16 protein-coding genes and 1 tRNA gene are annotated in these 16,523 nt (G+C 71.8%); 10 read left to right on the forward strand and 7 right to left on the reverse strand.

The genetic code is table 11. The features are described from left to right. Positions 1–102 precede the first annotated feature (102 nt). The 5 genes from AB0K52_RS13080 (at position 103) to AB0K52_RS13100 (ending at position 3,964) form a co-directional block, all read left to right on the forward strand. Positions 103–507 (forward strand): YchJ family protein, encoded by a 405-nt coding sequence (locus AB0K52_RS13080; RefSeq protein WP_363530644.1) that lies wholly within the window; start codon positions 103–105, stop codon positions 505–507. Between the two features lie 94 nt (positions 508–601). Then, complete coding sequence (locus tag AB0K52_RS13085; protein ID WP_363530647.1) at positions 602–1,162, forward strand: TetR family transcriptional regulator; 561 nt, start codon at positions 602–604, stop codon at positions 1,160–1,162. Between the two features lie 157 nt (positions 1,163–1,319). Further along, the gene (locus AB0K52_RS13090) at positions 1,320–2,063 is read left to right on the forward strand and encodes an SDR family NAD(P)-dependent oxidoreductase (protein ID WP_363530650.1); all 744 of its coding nucleotides are present in this window, start codon (positions 1,320–1,322) and stop codon (positions 2,061–2,063) included. Between the two features lie 85 nt (positions 2,064–2,148). Next, entirely contained in the window at positions 2,149–2,892 is a 744-nt protein-coding gene (locus AB0K52_RS13095; RefSeq protein ID WP_363530653.1) for a hypothetical protein, read from the forward strand. A gap of 67 nt (positions 2,893–2,959) precedes the next feature. Then, positions 2,960–3,964: a TerC family protein gene (locus AB0K52_RS13100; protein ID WP_363530656.1), complete on the forward strand. Its 1,005-nt coding sequence runs from the start codon at positions 2,960–2,962 to the stop codon at positions 3,962–3,964. Positions 3,965–4,009: 45 nt separating this feature from the next. Here the strand turns inward: AB0K52_RS13100 and AB0K52_RS13105 are convergent, their stop codons facing one another. Next, positions 4,010–5,122, reverse strand: a complete 1,113-nt coding sequence (locus AB0K52_RS13105) for an MFS transporter (RefSeq protein WP_363530659.1) — start codon at positions 5,120–5,122, stop codon at positions 4,010–4,012. After that, positions 5,112–5,738: an HAD-IA family hydrolase gene (locus AB0K52_RS13110; protein ID WP_363530662.1), complete on the reverse strand. Its 627-nt coding sequence runs from the start codon at positions 5,736–5,738 to the stop codon at positions 5,112–5,114. The genes AB0K52_RS13105 and AB0K52_RS13110 overlap by 11 nt, the downstream gene beginning before the upstream one ends. Before the next feature lie 58 nt (positions 5,739–5,796). Here AB0K52_RS13110 and AB0K52_RS13115 point away from each other — a divergent pair, with 58 nt between their 5' ends. Continuing rightward, complete coding sequence (locus AB0K52_RS13115) at positions 5,797–6,987, forward strand: ROK family transcriptional regulator (RefSeq protein WP_363530665.1); 1,191 nt, start codon at positions 5,797–5,799, stop codon at positions 6,985–6,987. A 54-nt stretch (positions 6,988–7,041) separates the two neighbouring features. Here the strand turns inward: AB0K52_RS13115 and AB0K52_RS13120 are convergent, their stop codons facing one another. From AB0K52_RS13120 to AB0K52_RS13140, 5 genes are all read right to left on the reverse strand, one after another. Beyond that, positions 7,042–7,848, reverse strand: a complete 807-nt coding sequence (locus AB0K52_RS13120; RefSeq protein ID WP_363530668.1) for an alpha/beta fold hydrolase — start codon at positions 7,846–7,848, stop codon at positions 7,042–7,044. Positions 7,849–8,107: 259 nt separating this feature from the next. Continuing rightward, positions 8,108–9,316 (reverse strand): MFS transporter, encoded by a 1,209-nt coding sequence (locus AB0K52_RS13125; protein WP_363530671.1) that lies wholly within the window; start codon positions 9,314–9,316, stop codon positions 8,108–8,110. 246 nt (positions 9,317–9,562) lie between these two features. Continuing rightward, the gene (locus tag AB0K52_RS13130; RefSeq protein ID WP_363530673.1) at positions 9,563–10,117 is read right to left on the reverse strand and encodes a hemerythrin domain-containing protein; all 555 of its coding nucleotides are present in this window, start codon (positions 10,115–10,117) and stop codon (positions 9,563–9,565) included. A gap of 166 nt (positions 10,118–10,283) precedes the next feature. Next, a tRNA-Gly gene (locus AB0K52_RS13135) sits at positions 10,284–10,357 on the reverse strand. A gap of 43 nt (positions 10,358–10,400) precedes the next feature. Continuing rightward, positions 10,401–11,069: a ThuA domain-containing protein gene (locus AB0K52_RS13140; protein ID WP_363530676.1), complete on the reverse strand. Its 669-nt coding sequence runs from the start codon at positions 11,067–11,069 to the stop codon at positions 10,401–10,403. Between the two features lie 331 nt (positions 11,070–11,400). On the opposite strand from AB0K52_RS13140, the gene tig reads away from it, so the two are divergent. The 4 genes from tig (at position 11,401) to AB0K52_RS13160 (ending at position 16,494) form a co-directional block, all read left to right on the forward strand. Next, positions 11,401–12,801: a trigger factor gene (gene tig, locus AB0K52_RS13145; RefSeq protein ID WP_363530679.1), complete on the forward strand. Its 1,401-nt coding sequence runs from the start codon at positions 11,401–11,403 to the stop codon at positions 12,799–12,801. 221 nt (positions 12,802–13,022) lie between these two features. Continuing rightward, positions 13,023–14,261: a hypothetical protein gene (locus AB0K52_RS13150; protein WP_363530682.1), complete on the forward strand. Its 1,239-nt coding sequence runs from the start codon at positions 13,023–13,025 to the stop codon at positions 14,259–14,261. Next, positions 14,258–15,622, forward strand: a complete 1,365-nt coding sequence (locus AB0K52_RS13155) for an ABC transporter substrate-binding protein (RefSeq protein WP_363530684.1) — start codon at positions 14,258–14,260, stop codon at positions 15,620–15,622. The genes AB0K52_RS13150 and AB0K52_RS13155 overlap by 4 nt, the downstream gene beginning before the upstream one ends. A gap of 2 nt (positions 15,623–15,624) precedes the next feature. Next, positions 15,625–16,494, forward strand: a complete 870-nt coding sequence (locus AB0K52_RS13160) for a branched-chain amino acid ABC transporter permease (protein WP_363530687.1) — start codon at positions 15,625–15,627, stop codon at positions 16,492–16,494. Positions 16,495–16,523: the final 29 nt, after the last annotated feature.

The following is a 16,523-nucleotide window of genomic DNA, read 5'->3' on the forward strand; positions in this document are numbered from 1 at the left end:
TGGGGGGTTCCCCCGTGGTCGTCCCCCCGTACCTCGTGCCGGTATCGGCGGGCGCCCCCCCCCGCCCCCCGGGCCGGTGCGGCGCTCCGGCACAATCCCCCTATGCCGAAACGCTCCCGCCCGTCCCGCCCGTGTCCGTGCGGCTCCGGCGCCGCGTACACCGCCTGCTGCGGGCCGCTGCACGCCGGGACCGCCAAGGCCCCCACCGCCGAAGCCCTCATGCGCTCGCGCTACAGCGCCTTCGCCCTCGGCGACGCCGCCTACCTCATGCGCACCTGGCATCCCGAGACCCGCCCCGAACGGCTCGACCTCGCCGACGACGGCCGCCGCTTCACCGGCCTGCGCATCCTCGAGACGACCGGCGGCACCGCCCTCCACACCCAGGGCACCGTCCGCTTCCGCGCCGACTACACCGACGCCGACGGCCCCGGCTCCCAGACCGAGCACAGCGCCTTCGAACGCATCGGCGGCGACTGGCTCTACGTCGACGCGATCGATTTCGACTAGGCGCGCGGTCGTCGAACGACTTGTCGAAGGTGCGGGGAGTGCCTAACCTCGTCGGGTGAGTTTCGACCCTCCGCCGCCCGCCAAAGACCGCCGGGTGCGACGAACCCGCGCCGCCCTCCTGGGCGCCGCGACCGCGCTGGTGAGCGCGCGCGGCACCGCGAACGTCCCGGTCTCCGACATCGCCGATGCCGCGGGGGTCAGCCGCCAGCTCGTGTACCTCCACTACGGGGACCGGGACAACCTGCTCCTCGAGGCGGCCCTCGACCTGGCGCGCCGCGAGCTCACCGAGCCGTGGCAGGACAGCCCGGGGGAGGCGTTCGGGCGGGAGCGGTCGCTCGCGGTCGCCCGCCACTTCTGCGCCCACCAGGGCTTCTACCGGGCGATGTTCGCGACGGCGAGCGCGTTCGCGCTCAACCGGGTGGTGACCGAGCTGCTCGCGCCGCTGCGGCGCGACGCCCTCCTCGCCCGCTTCGGCGACGCGCTCCCGGCGCGCACCGCCGACGACCTGGCCGTGTTCGTCACCGGCGGCGGCACGGCCCTCATGAGCGCCTGGCTCGTCTCCGGGGAGGACCCGCTCGACCCCGAGGCCATGGCCGACCGGCTCGAGGCCGTCGGCCGCCTCCTCGCCGACGCCCTCGCCGCCGCGGCGGGCTAGTCCACACCTCGGTCGCAGGCGCGCCCCGAATCCCCGTAATCTTAAGTCAAATGATTGACTTAATCTTCGGATCGGGTGAATCGCCGCCCCGGGCGCCGACCCGGGGGAATACTGCGACTCGTGCCGCCCGGCGCAGGGCGGCCGTGAGGGGGAACCAATGGGCACCGCAGACCGCTTCGCGGGGAGGACCGTCATCGTCACCGGCGCCGGATCGGGCATCGGGCGCGCCACCGCGCTCCGCCTCGCCGCCGAAGGCGCCACCGTGGTGGCCGCCGACGTCAACCAGGACTCGCTCGACGAGCTCGCCGCCGAGATCGACGTCCGGCCCGTCGCCGGGGACCTCACCGCCGCCGACGTCATCGACCGGGTCGTGGCCGCCGCCGACGGCAAGGTGGACGGCCTCGCCAACGTCGCGGGCATCATGGACGGCTTCCTGCCCGCCGCCGAAGTCGACGACGCCACCTGGGACCGGGTCTTCGCCGTCAACCTCACCGCGCCGATGCGCCTCACCCGCGCCGTGCTGCCCCTCATGGTCGGGGCCGGATCCGGCGCGATCGTGAACGTCGCCTCCGAGGCCTCCCTGCGCGGCTCGGCCGCCGGAGCGGCCTACACCGCCTCCAAGCACGCCCTCGCCGGCTTCACCAAGAACACCGCGTTCTTCTACGGCCCCAAGGGCATCCGCACCAACGCGGTCGCGCCCGGGCCGGTCATGACCAACATCGAGGGCACGATGAAGTCCCCGCTCGCCGGTGAGCGCGTCGGCCCCATCCTGCAGGTCGTGATCCCGGCCCCGGCCACCGCCGACGTCCTCGCGAACTCGATCGCCTGGCTCCTCAGCGACGACGCCGCCAACGTCAACGGCGTCGTCCTCCCCAGCGACGGCGGCTGGTCCGCCGTCTGAGGCCCCCGGGCGCCGCCCGGCGACGGCGGCGCCCCCGGCGGCCCCTCGGTACGATGAGGAGCATGGGCCGACCCGAGGAGCGCTGATGGACGAAGACGGACTCAAGTCGGTCGCCATGCTCCTGCAGGCGCGCAACGAGATCGAAGCGCGCATCACCGACATCGTCGGCCGCCCCCTCGTCCACGGGCACCTCTCCGACTGGATCGGCGCCCAGATCTTCGACATCGAGCTCGCCCCCGCCGCCCACCGCGCCGTCGACGGCTGGTTCCGCTCCGGCCCCCTCGCCGGACGCACCGTCAACATCAAGCACTACACCCGCGGCGACGGCCTCCTCGACCTCACCGACTCCGACGAGCTCGAGTACTACCTCGTCATGACCGGCCCCCGCGGCGCCGCCCACCCCCGCGCGCACCGGCCCTGGGGCATCGACCACGTCTACCTCTTCGACGCCTTCGACCTCGCCCAGAAGCTCCGCGCCGAGATGCGCCGCATCGGCGTCGCCACCAGCGTCCGCGCCGAGCACTGGCACGCCGCCGAGATCCACCCGCGCGCCGCCGTCCAGGGATTCCGCCTCACCGCCGCCCAGACCGCCGCGCTCGCCGGCTTCGCCTCGTTACCGGCCGGTGTTCCCTTGCGGGCCTTCCCGGCGTCCCCGGCGACTGCGAGCCGGTCGCGCGGGCGCCGGCCTGCTCGCTCATCGACCCGCCCCACAGCTGACCCGGGCCCGCCCGCTGACGCCCGAAACGGCCGCATTGTGACCGAGGTCGTGCTTTGGCCGCGGTCACGGGCTCTCGGGGTAGTCGTGACCTACGCGGCCGGTAGCCGTTAGGATGCGGGCACTGCGGGTCTGATGTCAGCCCTGCAGTCGTGATGATGGCAATCTGACGGAGGAAGCGTTGCTCGATATCAGCCCACTCACTTGGGCCGGAACCATCGGCCTCATCGTCGTCCTGCTGGCGGTGGACCTGATCCTCGCGGCAGTGCGCCCCCACCACGTCGGCTTCAAAGAGGCCACCGCCTGGTCGGTCTTCTACATCGCCATCGCGATCGCGTTCGGCATCTGGTTCGGCGCCCAATACGGGAACGCCGCCGGCACCGAGTACTTCGCGGGCTACATCATCGAGAAGAGCCTCTCGGTCGACAACCTGTTCGTGTTCGTGATCATCATGAGCACCTTCGCGGTCCCCGACCACCACCAGCACAAGGTCCTCACCTTCGGCATTGTGCTCGCGCTCGTCATGCGCGCGATCTTCATCGCCCTCGGCGCGGCCCTCATCAACTCCTTCTCCTTCATGTTCCTGGTCTTCGGGCTCCTGCTCGTCTACACGGCGATCCAGCTGTTCCGCCACCGCGACGAAGACCCCGACATCGAGTCGAACCTGATGGTCCGCGGCGCCCGCCGCTTCCTGCCCGTCACCCCCGACTACGTCGACGGCAAACTCGTCACCAAAGTGGACGGCAAGCGCCTGTTCACGCCCCTGTTCATCGTCCTCATCGCCATCGGCAGCGTCGACCTGCTGTTCGCGCTCGACTCCATCCCGGCCGTCTTCGGCGTCACGCAGGAGGCGTACATCGTCTTCACCGCGAACGCCTTCGCCCTCCTGGGCCTGCGGGCCCTGTTCTTCCTCGTCAAGGGCCTGCTCGACCGCCTCGTCTACCTCTCGACCGGCCTCTCGCTCATCCTGCTGTTCATCGGCGTCAAGCTCGTCCTCCACTGGGGACACGTCGATGTCAATGCGGCGATCCCCGAGGTGCCGACCCCGATCAGCCTCGGCGTCGTCATCGCCATCCTCATCGTGGTCATCATCGCGAGCCTCATCAAGACCCGCATGAGCCCCGAGGAGAAGGCCCACGCCGGCTCGCTCTCGGCCAGAAGGAAGAAGGAAGAAGAGCAGCGCTAGCGCACGCGAAGCGGCCCCGGACCTCACCGGTCCGGGGCCGCTTCCCTATGCGCGCCTTGCCAGGAGCAGCAGAAGGAGAAGCAGCGGCAACGGCAGCAGAAACGCCTCCCGCAGCCCGATCTGCCCGTCGAGCCAGCCCAAAGCGGCCGGCGCGGCCAGGATCGCCGTCCCCGACGCGAGCGACCCGATCGACGCCGAATGCCGCCCGCTCAACCCCGGAATGCCGACCAGCCGGCCGAGCATGATCGGGTACAGCGGCGCGATGCCCAGACTCGCCACCGCGATCCCCGCCGTCACCACCGCCGGATCCTGCCCGAGGTACACCACCACCGTCCCGACCGCGACCGTCGCCAGCGCCGCCGGCACCGCCCACGACCGGTCCACGAACCGCGGCCCCACCAGGCGGCCCACCGCCATCCCGATCCCGAACGACGCGCCCAGCGCCGAAGCGGTCCCCAAAGCCACCCCGGTGTCCACCAGCCGGGCCACGCTCCAGATCGCGAAGCAGAACTCCACCCCGACGCACAGGACGATCCGCGTCCACGCCAGCGAAGCCGGACCCGCCGGCACCGGGCCGGCCGCGTCCGCGTCGTCGAGCGGACCGTGCACGGTGCGATGCGCGGCAGCCGCGACCAGGACCGGGACCGCGCTCAGCAGCGCCCACCGGCCCGGGACGCCCACCGCCTCGAGCGCCCCGAACGCCAGCGGCGCGCACACGCCCGCCGCGCTGGCGAGCCCGACCATGACCGCGATGCGCTTCGCCGCGCCCGGGCCGCGCAGCAGCGACGGCGTGGTCAATCCGATCGCGGCGCACCCGAAGCCGACCACGACCGATCCGGCTCCGGCCAGCGCCAGCTGCGGCGAAGCCGCCATGACGACCGCGCCGACCGCGATCCCCGCGCACGACACGCGCATCACCAGGCCCGCCCCCGCGCGGAGCACGGCCGGGCCGACGACCGCCGCGAGCACGAGCCCCGCGCCGAAGGTCATGGTGAGCCAGACGAGTTCGCCGCGCGGCCGGTCGAGTTCGGCCGCGATCCCGGCCAGGTACGGCCCGTACGAGGACACGAGCAGGCCGAGGCCGATCTGCGCGAACGCGACGACGCGGCTCAGCCCGCGCGCGTCCGCCTCCGCCGCGGCGCGGACGTCAACGGCCATCGGGCACCAGGAGCTCCGCGAGGTGCCCGAGGTCGCGCAGGCGCACGTCGGCGTCGAGGCCGCGCAGGGACGCGGTCATCGCGCCCGCGGCGCGCCCCGCGGCGAGGCCCGGTTCGGAGTCCTCGACGACGAGGCACGCGGCCGGGTCGACGCCCAGGGTCTTCGCGGCCAGGAGGTACCCCTCGGGGTCGGGCTTGCCGCGCTCCACGTCCTCGAAGGTGAACAGCAGCGGCGGGACGATCCCGGCGGCGGCGAGGCGGGCCTTGGCGAGCCGGTCGTCGGCGCTGGTGACCACGGCCCAGGGCAGGCCGATCCGGTCGAGCGCGGCGAGCAGCCGGTCGGCGCCCGGCGTGGGGACGACGTCGGCGAGGTCCGCGTACTGGAGGTCGAGCTGGCGCTGGGCGGCGGCTTCGACGCCGGCGGCGTCGAGGTCGGGCCGCAGGCGGGCGGCGGTGAGGTGGGCGGGGCTGCCGTGCATGTCGGCGAGCGCGCGGGCGGGGTCGACGCCGTACTCGAGGGCCCATGCGGCCCAGGCGCGTTCGACGGCGCCGTCGGAGTCGACGAGGGTGCCGTCCATGTCCAGCAGGACGGCTTCGGGGTTGCTGTAGCTTCGCATGAAGCCCTCCGGGGTAGAAATAAACTCGTAACGCGAGGATAATTCCTGGAGGTCCCGAGTGCAAGCCAGAACCCCTGCCGCCCCGGGCGACCCGACCGGCGCGAAGATCGGCCGCGCCGAGGCCGCGCGCTGGAGCGGCGCGCTCGACCTGCTGCACCTCGTGCGCTCCCGGCCCGGCGTCACCCGCGCCGAGGCCGCCCGCGAGATGCGCGTGGGCAGCGGCACCGCCACCGAGATCGCCGCCCGGCTCCGCGCGCTCGACCTCCTTGCCGAGGCGCCCGCCCCGCCCACCGGGCGCGGCCGCCCGACCACCGTGCTCCACGCCCACCCCGACGGGCCGCTCGCCGCCGTCGTCGACGTGCGCTACGCCGACTGGACCGTGGCCATCGCCGACCTCGAAGGGACCCTGGTCGAATCGACGACCGGCCGCCACGCCTCCAAACGCCCGGACCGGGTGTTCGCGGACCTCCGCGAAGCCGCGGGCAACCTTGCTGACCGCTACGGCGGCCGCGTCCGGGCGGTCTCGATGTCGGCGACGGGCACGGTGCGCCGCAGCGGCATCGTGCAGTCCAGCGTGCTCGGCTGGCGCGACGTGGAGGTCGAACCCCTGCTTCCCGGTGTGCCCCAAGCCCTCGGCAACGACGCGACCCTGGCGGGCCTCGCCGAGGCGCGCCTCTCGCACCCGGGCCGGAGCGTCCTCTACCTCACCATCGAGGTCGGCATCGGCGGCATCTTCGTCGACCAGGGCCACGCCGTCACCGGCGCGACCGGCGCCGGCGGCGAGTTCGGGCACGCGCCGCTCGGCGACCCGGCCGTCGCCTGCCCGTGCGGCGCCTCGGGATGCTGGGACGTCGCGGTCGACGGCCGCGCCGTGGCCCGGCTCAAGGGCGAAGCCGAGCCCGACGACCCGCGCGCGTACCTCATCGAAGCGCTGGTCGACCCGGCCTCGCGTGCGGCCGTGGAGGAATGCGCCGCGGTCCTCGGGCGCGGGACCGCGGGCCTGGTCAACATCCTCGACCCGGAACTGGTGTGCTTCGGCGGACTCGCCCCGGAGCTGCGCCGCGCGGTGCCCGACGTCTTCGGCGGCGCCTACCGGGCGGGCCTGATGGGCTTCCGCCGCGACGACCCGCCGCCGGTGGTGCCCTCCGTGCTCGGACCGAACGCCCCGCTGCTCGGCGCGGCCGAAGCCGCCTGGGACATGATCCTCACCGAGGCCGGCATCGCGGCCTGGACCGAGGAGCGCTCGTAGACGGCGCCGGGCCGGTCGAACCGCTCGCGGCTCGACCGGCCCTCCGGCTCGAGTTCACTTGTCCCGGTCGCCGAGGTCGGCGACTTCGCGGACGGCGTCGGCGACGGCCTTGAAGTCCTTCTTGAGGATCCAGTCGTGGTTGGAGGCGACCTTCGCGAAGACCTCGATGTTCGGGTTGCGTTCGACGACCTCGCCCATCGCGGCGCGGATCTGCTCCTGCTCGTCGCCTTTGGAGCCCAGGGAGACGCCGGAGGCGAGGACGTACCGGGTGGGGACGGTGACGGCGTCCAGGACCGGGCCGAGGTTGTCCTTGCGGGAGATCTTGCCCAGTTCGATGTTGCACTCGGCCTGCTGGGCGGCGCTGAGCTTGGGGGTCAGTCCGGTGGGGCGCAGGATCGCCGTGATCGGGGCGAGGCGCTTGAAGAGCTTGCGGATGCGGATCTCCATGGCGTCGTCGAGCCAGTCGTGCGGCTCGGCGCCTTCGACCGGGACCGCGCCGATGCACCGTTCGGGGTTGCGACTGGCCCAGGTCGCGGCGACGAACGCGCCGTAGGACCAGCCGACGATCAGGACCTTCCCCGTGACGCCGCGGGCGTCGAGGACGGCGTCGACGTCGCGGATGCAGGCCTCGAAGGAGTAGTCGGCGGACTTGAGGGACTTCTTGCCGCGGGCGCGCTCGTCGAAGTTGATGTGGCGGAAGCCCTCGCCGAGTTCTTCGACGACGTTCTTCCAGTAGCCGATGGTGGCGAACTGGCCGTTGCAGTAGATGACGGGGATGCCGTCGCCGCCGGTGTCGGTGACGTAGAGGGCGGTGTCCTCGACGGGGACCATACCGGACCAGGTGGTTTCGAGAGCGTTCATCGTGGGCGTCCTTCACTGCGAGGCTTCGGGTTCGGCGGGGGCTCCCGCTGTGCCACCAGATTGCGCGCCCGACCTGTCGCAGGCCTGTCGCCGCCCTGACGCCGCCTGCCCGCCCAGGGCCTGTCCTGTGCATCAGACCGGTCGCTATCGGCCCGTTCGCCCGCTCGTCGCGTTGTCGCCCCTCCCGATACCACCCCGGTATCGGGAGGGGCGAGCGAACAAACGGACTTCCGCCGCCCCCTGATGCACAGGAAAAGCCCTAGACGGCGGCCTTCTCCCGCCGCCTGCGCGCCGGGTCGTAGACGGGTACCCATTTCGCGAGCCACGCCGCGCCGAACCAGGTGATCGCCCCGAGCGCGATCGCGGCCGCGCCGAGCGGCAGCACGAGCGAGACGAGGCTGATGAGTCCCGGCCCGGCGACGCCGCCCAGATCGCCGCACAACCGCCACCCTCCGAGGAACTGCCGCCGCCCCTCGTCCGGGGCGACGTCCGCCCCCAGCGTGAGCACGATCCCCGACGAGATCCCGTTCCCCAGGCCCATGAAGCACGCCACGAGCCCGATCGCGACCGCCGTCCCCGACAGCGGCAGCAGCAGGAACCCCGCGCCCATGACGAGCATCGCCGGCAGCGCCACCCACATCCGCCCGAACCGGTCCATGATGGCCCCGCCCGGATAGAACAGCAGCATGTCCACCCCGGCCGCGATGCCGAAGATGAGGCTCGTGGCCGTCGCGTCGAGCCCCTGGTGCTCCGCCCACAACGGGATGATCGCCTGCCGCGAGGCGCGCGCGATCATGATGAGCAGGACCCCGACCCCGAGCGTCCCCAGCACCCGCCGATGCTCGGCCAGCACCGACCACATGCGCCGCCGCTCAGGCGCCGCAGCCGGTCGTGCGGCCTGCAGCTCGGGAAGCGCGAGACTGAGCAGACCGCCCGCGAGACTCGTCGCGGCCGCGAACCCGTACGTCGCGCCGAACGAATACTGCTCGATGAGGAACGCGCCCACGAACGGGCCGATGAACCCGCCGATCCGGAACGTCCCGCCCAGCGTCGACATCGCGCGGGCCCGGAAACCCAGCGCCACCGCCTCCGACAGGTACGCGTGCCGGGCGAGCCCGAACACCGCCGCCGACATCCCGATCACGAACACCATCGCCGCCAGCACCGCGAGCGATCCCGTGCGCGACGCCGCGACCAGCGCGGCGGCCTCCACCACGCACGCGGCCAGCAGGACCCGCTTCTCGCCGAACCGCTGCGCCAGCGCCCCCGCCGGAAGGTCGCCCACCAACTGCCCGAACCCGATGAGCCCCACGATGATCGCCGCCTGCGTCACCGACGCGCCCAGATCGAGCGCCGAGAGCGCCACCAGCGGCATGACCGCGCCCATCCCGACCGAGATCAGGATCGTCGGCCCGTAGATCGGCAGGGCCAGCCGCCGCAGCGGCACGGAGGGAGCGGGCGGGGACACGCCCCGGAACGTACCAAGCGGTCACGACGGACACTCGCGTCACGCCGGCGCCCTGTGACCGATTCGGACCGGCACGCGCCAGGCGCCCCGCCTCTCGGCGCGACCGCTCATGCCGGCATCGAAGTGAGCGACCGTGAGGGTCTCAACAGCAAGCATGGGCCGGCATCTGCACGGCGGCGCGGATCGGGCGCCGGGCGCGGCGGAACCCGCCGCTGCCGTCGAGTGCAGCGGCGGGTCCGGTCAGGGTCACGCCGCCTTGGCCTTGAGCTTCTTCTCGAGCTCGGCCTTGCCCATGCTGGAGGCGCCGGCCAGGCCGACGTTGTGCGCCTGCCACTGCAGCTCCTCCTTGGTGGCCTCGCCGGGCCGCTCGCCGAGGTGCGCGGCGCGGCTCGCGGCGAAGGCCTCGCCGAGCTCCATGCGCCGCTGCTCGTCGAGGTGCTCCTGCATGTGGGGGAGCACGGTCGTCTCCTCTTCTTCGACGTGGTGCCTGACGGCCTCCTCGAGTTGGTCGAGGAGTTCGGCGTACTTGGCCGACTCGGGGTCGGCCGCGACGAGCTTCGCGAGCATCTGCTCGGCCTTGGTGTGCTCCTCCTGGCTGTGCGCGACCTCTTCGGTGTCGCCGCCCTCGTCCTTCGCGGCCGGGTAGACCTCTGACTCCTCGGCTCGGCTGTGGGCGATGAGCAGGGCCGAGAGCACCGGCGTGCCGAGGGCGCGCGTATCGGGGAAGTTCTTCAACTTGTCGAACAGGCGTTCGACCTCACGGTGGTCCTGCATGATCAGGTCTACGACATCGCCGCTCATCGGCTGCCTCCTCGAGTCAGGCGCCTCCGCGAGGCGCACCTGAGCGGATTACCCCTCAGGTCGGGATTCCATGCGCCCAGGTTTCATGCGCCCCGCCCGCCCCATCGCTCCCGGGCCCGGATACGCGAAGAGCCCCCGGCCGACCGGCCGAGGGCTCTCGATGCTTTGGAGCGGGTGACGGGAATCGAACCCGCGCAATCAGTTTGGAAGACTGAGACTCTACCATTGAGCTACACCCGCACTGGCCCGCCGAAGCGGACGCAGACGAGTGTAGCGCATCGGTTCAACGGGACGGCAGGACACTTATCAGGCCGCCCTTGAGGTGGGCGATGAACTGCGGGTCCTCGTAGGCCTCGTCGGCGTGGCCCAGCGCCGTGTAGAAGCACCGCCCGGCCTCGAGCCGCCGGTGCCAGGCGAGCGGGTGCGGGGCGCCCATCGCGAGGTCGGCCGTGTCGTACGAGTCCTCGTCGGCCTCCAGCAGCACCTTCACGCCCTTGGGCCGCTCGTCGAAGCTGTACCACTCGTCGGTCCACGCCCACCGGCGCGGCAGGTGCTCGGTCGCCGGGTGGCCCTGGTCGACGACGTCGATCCGGCCGGGCGTGCACCCCGGCGGGTGCCCGATGAACCGCGCGCCCACGAGCTCGCGGAAGAACGGCCACGAGCGCTCCGCGGTCGAGGCCGCGTGCACCCCGCACCATCCGCCGCCGCCGGTCACGAAGTCGGCCAGCGCCGCCCGTTCGAGCTCGTCGAGCACGTCCCCGGAGGGCGACACCCAGACGGTCGCGGCGAACCGGGCGAGGTCGAGCGGGTTGAACACCGCCGCGTCCTCGGTGTGCTCGACCTCCAGGCCCAGGGCGGTGGCGAGGCGCTCGACGGCGGCGACCCCCGCGGGGATCGAATCGTGCCGGAAGCCGGTCGTCTTCGTGAAGACGAGGATCGCGGGTGGGACCACGGCGTTCACTCCTGTTCGGGGCGGGGCGTCGCTCTCCGGCGCCGGTCGCGAGGGCGCCCGACTCGCCTTGAGAACGATTGCACGGCGTAGTCTAGGCGATCTCGGCCCCGCCGGCGCGTGCCGCGTCCCGCCCCTCCCCGGTCCCCGCAACGGGTGACGAGCGGCGATATCGACCACACCCGCCGGGGCCGCGACGGTGCGGCGGCCTAGACTCGATCGGAGCGGGGGTCGATGCTGCGCTGCCGGCGGACCGATGCGGCCACGGCACCCTCCGCTCCGACGCAAGTCAATGCCGCAGGGCAATTGAGCGAAATGATCTAGGAGTACGTCTGTGAAGAGCACTGTCGAGACCCTGAGCCCGACCAGGGTGCGGCTGTCGGTCGAGGTGCCGTTCGAGGAACTGGCGCCGTTCATCAACGAGGCGTACAAGACGGTCGGGCAGCAGGTCCGCGTCCCCGGGTTCCGTCCCGGCAAGGCGCCCCGCCAGGTCATCGACCAGCGCATCGGCCGCGAGTCGGTCTACGCGCAGGCGATGGACCCGGCCGTGCAGGCGAACCTCAACAAGGCCGTCACCGAGAACGACGTGAACGCGCTCGGCCGCCCCGAGCTGACCGAGGTCAAGCCCATCGAAGAGGGCAAGCCCTTCGAGTTCGTGGTCGAGACCGACGTGACCCCCGCGTTCGAACTCCCCGACTTCGCCTCGCTGAAGGTCACCGTCGAGGCCGAGGGCGTCTCCGAGGAGGACGTGGACAAGGACCTCGAGTCCCAGCGCCTGCGCTTCTCCTCCCTCAAGACCGTCGAGCGCGCCGCGGCCGAGGGCGACTTCGTCGTCATCGACCTGCGCGCCACCCAGAACGGCGAAGAGGTCGAGGGCGGTTCGGTCACCGGCATGAGCCACGAGGTCGGCTCGGGCAACCTGCTCGACGGCCTCGACGAGGCGCTGATCGGCATGGCCGCGGGCGACGAGAAGACCATCCAGTCCACCCTCGCGGGTGAGCAGGAGGGCGAGACCGCCGACGTCGAGGTCAAGGTCACCCAGGTCAAGGAGCGCGAGCTTCCCGAGCTCGACGACGACTTCGCCGAGATGGCCAGCCAGTTCGACACCCTCGCCGAGCTGCGCGACGCCACCCGCGAGCGCCTGGAGAACCAGGCCCGCACCGGCAAGGCCAACGAGGCCCGCCAGAAGACCCTCGAGGCGCTGGTCGAGGCCGTCGAGCTGCCCGTGCCCGAGAAGGTCGTGGCCGAGGACGTCGAGCACGAGATCATGCACATGAAGGGCGGCCACGACGGCGAGACCGCCGAGGCGATCGCGCAGTTCGAGCAGTACCTCGAGATGATGGGCAAGTCCGAGGACGAGTTCAAGGCCGAGATGATCGCCGACTCCGAGGCGCGCCTGCGCCAGTCGATCATCCTGGGCAAGATCGCGCGCGACCGCGAGCTCGAGGTCTCCGGCGAGCTCATGACCGCCGAGGTCGTGCGCCAGGCGCAGCAGCGCGGCGTGCCGCAGGACCAGTTCCAGAAGTTCGTCGACGAGCTGCGCACGAACGGCGGCCTGCAGCAGATCGCGGCGTCGCTGCGGCAGCAGCTGGCCCTCGAAGAGGTCGTCAAGGAGGCCACGATCGTGGACGCCTCCGGCACCGAGCTGACCGAGGAGGACCTCTTCCCGGGCCGCAAGGCCGCCGAGGCCGAGGCCGAGGCCGAGGAGACTGAAGAGGAGAAGACCGAGGAGTAGATCCTCGCACGGTTTTCCCAAGGGGCCCAGCGCATCCGCGCCGGGCCCCTTTCGCTGTGCCGGGATGGGAGCGCTTTGCCCCGGCTGCTCCCGAAATTTTTGCTACTCACGGGTAGAGACGGCCGTCACTTTGACCTATGGTGTGTATCTAAACCCATCAATGCTCAACCCGCCCTGACGCGGACCGCGGTCCGCGACGACACCGTCTCGGGAGTGCCCCAATGATCCCCCGACACCGTTCCCAGCGTTCGATGCCGCCCCTGTTCGCCACCGCCGCAATGGCACTCGCCGTCCTCGCCTGGCCCGCCCCGGCCGCCGCCCAGGACCCCGCAGCGGGAGAGGATCTCGAATTCGACTACGGGGTCGATGGCGTCTCCTGGTACTGGAGCCGCCAGATCGACGAGACCCTCGAGCTCGGCTCGGTCTCCCAGCAGGTCGAATGGCCCAACCCGCAGTCCGCGACGACCATGCCCGTCGCCGTCGAACTCGGCGAGAACACCAAGATCGCCGCCCTCTCCTTCAACCTCGCCGAACGCGGCGTCACCGAGGGCTCCACGATCGCCGACTTCAAGCTCACCGTCGCCGAAGGCGACGACGCGGGCGACTCGCCCACCTTCAACCCCACCGGCAAGCTCGTCCAGGCCTGCCCGATCACCGAGGCCTGGACCACCGGCGAGGCCGAGATGTGGGACGTGCAGCCCCCGGTCGGCGACGGCTGCGTCGTCGGCGAACGGGCCGAACCGGACCCGGCCGAGGTCGCCGACGCCGAAGCGCTCATCGCCGCCACCCGGGACGCGATCGAGAGCGGCGGCCAGCCCGAAACGCCCGCCGTCGAAGTCCCGCTCCCCACATGGACGTTCGACCTCACCGCGCTCGCGAAGGACTGGGGCCAGGACCCGTTCGCGAACTACGGGGTCATGTTCATGCCCGTCATGGACGGGGCCACCCCGGTCGACACGTGGCAGGTGAACCTCAAACTGCCGCTGCGCGACGACACCCAGACGCCGGTGAACGAGTACGACGCCACCGCCTACCGGCTCAGCGCGTCCTTCGCGTTCACGCCCGGCGAGACCCCCGACGACGGCGCGAGCGACCCGGGCACCGGCACGAGCGGCGGCTCCGGCAGCTCGGGTGGGAGCAGCGGCGGCTCGGGCGGCGGCTCCGGCGGCGGCGCGGGCGACGACGCGGCCGCAGCAGAAGAGGCCGCCTCGAGCGAGGAGCTGGCCCCGGCCGCGTACGAGCCGATCGAACCCAAGGCCCCCTGGTACGTGTGGACGCTCATCCCGGCCGCGATCGCCGCCGCGTACGTCCTGCACTCCGTGCTCGGCGCCTCGGGCGCCGCGGCCGGCGGCGGCGGCGCGATCGACCGCATCCGCGCCCACAACCTCGACAAGCGCGGCTGGGCCCTCCCGATCCCCGCCGGCCTGTGGCAGAAGCTCACCCGCGGGGGCCGCTCATGAGGCTGCGCACCACCTTGGCGCTCTTGGCGGGCGCGCTCCTCGTCCTCCCCGCGTGCGGCCAGTTCGCCGGCGTCCACGACGACTTCGTCGCCCAAGGCGGCGAGAACCCCGGCCTCGGCGGCGACGGCACCGGCGCCGACGGCTCCAGTTCCGGCGCCGACGGCACGGACGCCTCCGGCGACGGCGGCGGCAGTGACTCCTCCGGCGGCGACGGCGGCGGGGGAGGAGGCGGCGGCAACGACAACGGGAACGCCGGCAACGGCGACACCACCGGCGTCACCGCCGACACCATCACCATCGGGATCCACGCGCCCCTCACCGGCGCCGCCCCGCTCAAACAGGCGTCCTTCGAGACCGGCAAGGACCTCTACTGGCAGTACGGCAACGGCGGCAAGCCCGTCGAGATCCACGGCCGCACCGTCGAAACCGTGTTCGCCGACGACCAGTACCGGCCCTCCACCGCCCGCCAGGTCTGCCAGACCATGGCCGAAGAACAGAAGGCCTTCGCGCTCATCGGTGCCGGCGGCACCGACCAGATCCAGGCCTGCGCCCAGTACGCCGCGAGCGAAGACGTCCCCTACCTCTCCACCGGCGTCACCGAGACCGGCATGGGCTCCCTCGACACCTACTTCGCGGCCTCAATGACCTACAAGCAGCAGACCCCGATGCTCGCCGACTACATCAAGAACGAACTCGGCGTCACCGACGCGTCCAAAGTGGCCGCCGTCGTCACCAACACCCCCAACTTCGACGACGCGGTCGAAGGCTTCACCGGCGCGTTCGACGGCGTCGACGTCTTCCGGCCCGACAAGAACGAACGCGGCTCCTCCGCCGCCGGCAACCTCTGCACCGGCACCGCCAAGAACTACGACGTCGTCTTCGTCCTCACCAGCCCCACCTTCTACCTGGAGATGGCCGCCGCCTCCGGCTGCCGCCCCCAGTTCGTCGGCGTCGGCGTCAGCATGGGCCTCGACCAGGTCGCCTCCACCGGCTGCAGCGCCGCCGGCTCCACCGAAGGCGCCCGCTTCTTCAACCCCACCCCCGCGTTCGCCGACGCCGGCGAATACGACCCGGCCTTCCTCGCCGCCGTCGACGCCGCCGGCATCGAAGCCGACGACGTCACCTGGATGATGTGGGGACAGTCCAAAGTGCTCCACCAAATGCTCGAGAAGGCCGGCGAGGCCCTCGACCGCGGCGCGTTCATGGACGCCGTCGCCGGCCAGAAATTCTCCACCGGCGTCTTCCCCGACCTCGACTACGCCAACGGCCCCTTCGGCGCCACACAAGTGAGCGTCCTCCGCAACGTCTGCGACGGCGGCGGCCACTACGAGACCGACTACGCCTTCGTGAACGGTTTCTGATCATGGGCGCCTTCCTCGCACTGGGCCTCTTCCAAGGCGCCGTCTACGGCCTCCTCGCCGTCGGCATCGTCCTGGTCTACAAGGCCAAACGCGTCTTCAACTTCGCCCAAGGCGAATTCGGCGGCGTCGCCGCCTTCACCGCGTACGCCGTCGTCGTCGGCGCCGGCCTGCCCTACTGGGCCGGCGTCCTCGGCGGCCTCGCCGCCGCCGTCGCCATGGGCCTCATCGTCGAACGCGCCATCGTCCGGCCCCTCGAGTCCTCCTCCCGCACGATCATGCTCGTCGCGCTGGTCGGGGTCGCGCTCTTCACGATCGCGATCATCGTCCTCGTCGGCCAACCGATCCCGCGAGTGATGCCGCCCCTCATCGACGGCGGCGGCGTCAACATACTCGGCGCGGGCATCCTCCCGCAGCAGCTCATCCTCATGGCCGTCCTCGCCGTCCTCGCCGCCGCGATGGCCTGGTTCTTCAGAACCGACACGGGCCTCGCCGTCCTCGCGTCCTCACAGGACACCCGCGCCGCCCAGGTCGTCGGCATCAGCCCCGTCGCCGTCTCCCGGCTCGTGTGGGGCCTGGCCGCGCTCCTCGGCGGCATCGCCGGACTCCTCTACGCGCCCGTCGGGATCTTCACGCCCGGCTTCATGACCCTCACCATGCTCGTGCCCGCCTTCGCCGCCGCCGTACTCGGCGGCATGACCAGCCTCCCCGGCGCGTTCATCGGCGGCCTCGCCATCGGCGTCGTCCAGAACCTCGGCATCTACTACCTAGGCCAGCAACTCAAAGTCCCCGGAGCGGCCGAGCTCGGCGTCTTCGCCCTCCTCATGCTCGTACTCCTCATCAGACCCCAAGGCCTGCTCGGCGGTGCCAATTGATCGCTCGCAAGCTTCGCGACCGGGAGGCA

The sequence above is a fragment of the Glycomyces sp. NPDC049804 genome, assembly GCF_040674615.1.
Lineage (GTDB): Bacteria > Actinomycetota > Actinomycetes > Mycobacteriales > Micromonosporaceae > Glycomyces > Glycomyces niveus.

Coding starts and splice junctions, on each gene's coding strand:
- AB0K52_RS13080 (WP_363530644.1), top strand. CDS start 103: ATGCCGAAACGCTCCCGCCCGTCCCGCCCGTGTCCGTGCGGCTCCGGC.
- AB0K52_RS13090 (WP_363530650.1), top strand. CDS start 1,320: ATGGGCACCGCAGACCGCTTCGCGGGGAGGACCGTCATCGTCACCGGC.
- AB0K52_RS13095 (WP_363530653.1), top strand. CDS start 2,149: ATGGACGAAGACGGACTCAAGTCGGTCGCCATGCTCCTGCAGGCGCGC.
- AB0K52_RS13105 (WP_363530659.1), bottom strand. CDS start 5,122: ATGGCCGTTGACGTCCGCGCCGCGGCGGAGGCGGACGCGCGCGGGCTG.
- AB0K52_RS13110 (WP_363530662.1), bottom strand. CDS start 5,738: ATGCGAAGCTACAGCAACCCCGAAGCCGTCCTGCTGGACATGGACGGC.
- AB0K52_RS13120 (WP_363530668.1), bottom strand. CDS start 7,848: ATGAACGCTCTCGAAACCACCTGGTCCGGTATGGTCCCCGTCGAGGAC.
- AB0K52_RS13130 (WP_363530673.1), bottom strand. CDS start 10,117: ATGAGCGGCGATGTCGTAGACCTGATCATGCAGGACCACCGTGAGGTC.
- AB0K52_RS13150 (WP_363530682.1), top strand. CDS start 13,023: ATGATCCCCCGACACCGTTCCCAGCGTTCGATGCCGCCCCTGTTCGCC.
- AB0K52_RS13155 (WP_363530684.1), top strand. CDS start 14,258: ATGAGGCTGCGCACCACCTTGGCGCTCTTGGCGGGCGCGCTCCTCGTC.
- AB0K52_RS13160 (WP_363530687.1), top strand. CDS start 15,625: ATGGGCGCCTTCCTCGCACTGGGCCTCTTCCAAGGCGCCGTCTACGGC.